The organism is Parafrankia sp. FMc2 (genome assembly GCF_041008525.1).
GTDB lineage: Bacteria > Actinomycetota > Actinomycetes > Frankiales > Frankiaceae > Parafrankia.
The window spans coordinates 1-2,654 of record NZ_JBFLUG010000324.1; the positions used below are offsets into that span (position 1 = coordinate 1).

Here is a 2,654-nt window from a genome sequence, read left to right on the forward strand (position 1 = left end):
GACAGGTCAAACGACAGGCACGCCCACGAGCGGCCAGTGTTCTCGGGAGTCACCTCTCACCGTCGGCCTCAGCCTGGCCGATCAACCCGGGTCGGGCTGCCACCGACACTCACAGTGTTCTCGTTCGATCCACGCTGCCAGGGTGAATGCGGGTCACAGAAGTACACCGGTATCCCGGTTCGGACGGTGAAATCCGCGTGGCGGGCCATCTCCTTGCCCTGGTCCCAGGCCACGCTGTTACGAAGGAAGGCGGGAAGGGTCTCCATCTTCCTCGCCGCCGTTACGCTCGATCTCCCGCGAAATCGTCGAATGATGCCGGCCGAGCGCCGCCGCGATAAAGCGCGCCGACCGATTCTTGCTCAACTCCCGCAAAATAACCTCCCGCTCCTCGACCGTCAACTGCTCCCGCCGACCCATCCAGTCCCTCGACGCCGTAGCGATCATCCTGTCGAGGCGTCGCTACGACCGTTTGACCGCGCCAAGGTCTTCGCTCAGTTCAGTGCGGCTTACATACCGGTCGGCCCTAGGCCTCCTCTCCGGGACGCGGCATGACAGTTTTTAGACTGCGAGTCTCAGATGTAGGGCCAAAGGTTAGGGGATGTCGTGGGCCGTTGTCAACGGGGCGGGCTGCTGGTCGGGTGCGAGGGCTGAAACTTGCTCTAGCCTCGCTCTGGCCTCGGCTATCACCACTGATCGCCTGCTGGGTGTGTCAGAGATAGGAAAGTGTCCCTGATTTGGGAGGATCGGGCTTGTCCCCCTGTACTCCGCACGTTCGGTTTAGGTCTCTGACCAGCCCGTTTTCTTGATCACGGGGGTTTGGTCGGGTCGACTCCGAGGAGATCGAGCACGCGTTGCTGGAGCGGGGTGGGCCGGGGGATGTAGGCGCAGGGCTGCGACAAAGTCGTGATCGGCGTGTCGGCTGGCGTCGCGGGCCGGTGACGGCTATGGCGTCGCGGTGAGAACGGCCCCGGGAACGGGCGGACGCGGCGCCCACGGGATGATCGAGGTTCCTACACCATGATCGTCCGAGAGTGGGGCCGCGTCCGTGCCTTCAGTGTCGCCTACCCACGTTCCCGGCGGTCAACGGGCCTGTCTGGCGACCAGGGCCGTCGAGCAGCCCCGCGGTCTGCTCGACGCGCTGGGCGCGGTGCGCCCCCGCCGTCGACGGCGGGGGCGCCGCTTTGGGCTGGCGCCGGTACTGGCCCTGTGGTTCGCCGGTGTTCTGGCTGGTCAGCAGACCTTCGCCGCGGTCTGGGAGTGGGCGGTCGACCTGCCCGCGGAGCTGCTGGCCGGGTTCGGGCTCAGCCGTGGGGTGCCGTCCGAGCGGACGATCCGCCGCCTGGTCGAGGGCTGTGACCCGACCGCACTCGACCAGGCGTTGTCGGGCTGGATCGCCCGGGCCGCGACGGTGACGGACCCGTCGGCGGGGCCGCGGGGGCTGGCCTTCGACGGCAAGACCCTCAAGGGCGCGAGGTCGTTCACCGAGGCGGGCGCGATGACCCAGGAGGCGGTCGTCGAGGCGGTCTGGCACGACACCGGCGTCGCCGCCGGCCACCAGCGGGTCGTCGGCGGCGACGAGATCGCCGCGGTCGAGGCCTTGGCCGGCCGGCTCGACCTGACCGATGTCCTGGTCACGGCGGACTCGCTCCATTCCCATGAGCGGCTCGCCCGGAAGATCCGCGCCAGAGGCGGCCACTGGCTTTTGGTGATCAAGCTGAACCAGCCCACCGTCCACGCCAACCTCACCCGGCTGCCCTGGGGGCAGGCACCGAACCTGGTCACGACGACCGAGAAGGCCCACGGCCGGATCGAGGTCCGCTCGCTGAAGGCCCTGACCGTCACCACGCCGGGACTCGTCGGCTTCTGGGGCACGAGACAGGTCGTCGAACTGCGCCGACGCACCCGGCGTAAGAAGACCATCACCTCGAAACCGGCCGTGTCCGAGGAGGTGTTCTACCTGGTCACCAGCCTGCCCGCCGAACAGGCCTACCCCCGCCACCTCGCCGCCCGCGCCCGCGGGCACTGGACGGTCGAGGCCGTCCACCACGTCCGCGACCGCGTCCTCGACGAGGACCGCCACACCGTCCGCACCGGCAACGCCCCACTCGCCTGGGCGATCGCCCGCGACACCGCCATCAGCGCCCTACGCCTCACAGGCCACAGAAGCATCGCCAAAGCCATGCGAGCCACCGCCCGCAGACCCGAACGCGTCCTCCAAATCATCGGCCTGATCAGCGAAAAGGGACTTTGACGGCGCCCTGGACTCTGCTGCTTAATTCGGCTGGGTGTCGTGGGTGCGGCATGATCTCCTGTGCGGTCCGGGTCGCCTCGTGGGCCGCGGGAGGTGGGGCACATGTCGTTGCAGCCGAAGGGGCTGCCCGAGATCCCGGCGCAGACGGTGGCGGTCGCGCGGGCGGCGTTCCCGCGGGGGACGTTGGCGATGCGGCTACGGGACCGCCTCGCCGAGGTGTTCGTCGATGAGCCGTTCACCGGCGCGTTCGGCCGGCGGGGGGCGCCGGGTCTACCACCGGCGGTGTTGTCGCTGGTCACGGTGCTGCAGTTCGCTGAGAACCTGACGGACCGGCAGGCCGCGGGGATGGCGGTCCGGGCGATCGACTGGAAGTACGCCCTCGGTGCGGAACTGACCGATACCG

General features: G+C 68.8%; 3 protein-coding genes and 1 pseudogene. 2 read left to right on the forward strand and 2 right to left on the reverse strand.

Translation table 11 applies throughout. The features are described 5' to 3' along the window. Positions 1-113: 113 nt before the first annotated feature. Together AB1460_RS36790 and AB1460_RS36795 are read right to left on the reverse strand one after the other, a co-directional pair. A pseudogene (locus AB1460_RS36790) lies at positions 114-257 on the reverse strand (transposase); the annotation flags it as partial. Continuing rightward, positions 238-444 carry a helix-turn-helix domain-containing protein gene (locus tag AB1460_RS36795; protein ID WP_368967137.1) on the reverse strand — a complete coding sequence of 69 codons (207 nt, stop codon included), beginning with the start codon at positions 442-444 and terminating at the stop codon, positions 238-240. The pseudogene AB1460_RS36790 and the gene AB1460_RS36795, both read right to left, overlap by 20 nt. 610 nt (positions 445-1,054) lie before the next feature. Here AB1460_RS36795 and AB1460_RS36800 point away from each other — a divergent pair. Together AB1460_RS36800 and AB1460_RS36805 are read left to right on the forward strand one after the other, a co-directional pair. Continuing rightward, complete coding sequence (locus AB1460_RS36800) at positions 1,055-2,251, forward strand: ISAs1 family transposase (RefSeq protein WP_368967138.1); 1,197 nt, start codon at positions 1,055-1,057, stop codon at positions 2,249-2,251. A gap of 102 nt (positions 2,252-2,353) precedes the next feature. Then, the coding region (locus AB1460_RS36805; protein WP_368967140.1) for a transposase at positions 2,354-2,654 on the forward strand (301 nt) is incomplete at its 3' end.

Coding starts and splice junctions, on each gene's coding strand:
- AB1460_RS36795 (WP_368967137.1), bottom strand. CDS start 444: ATGATCGCTACGGCGTCGAGGGACTGGATGGGTCGGCGGGAGCAGTTG.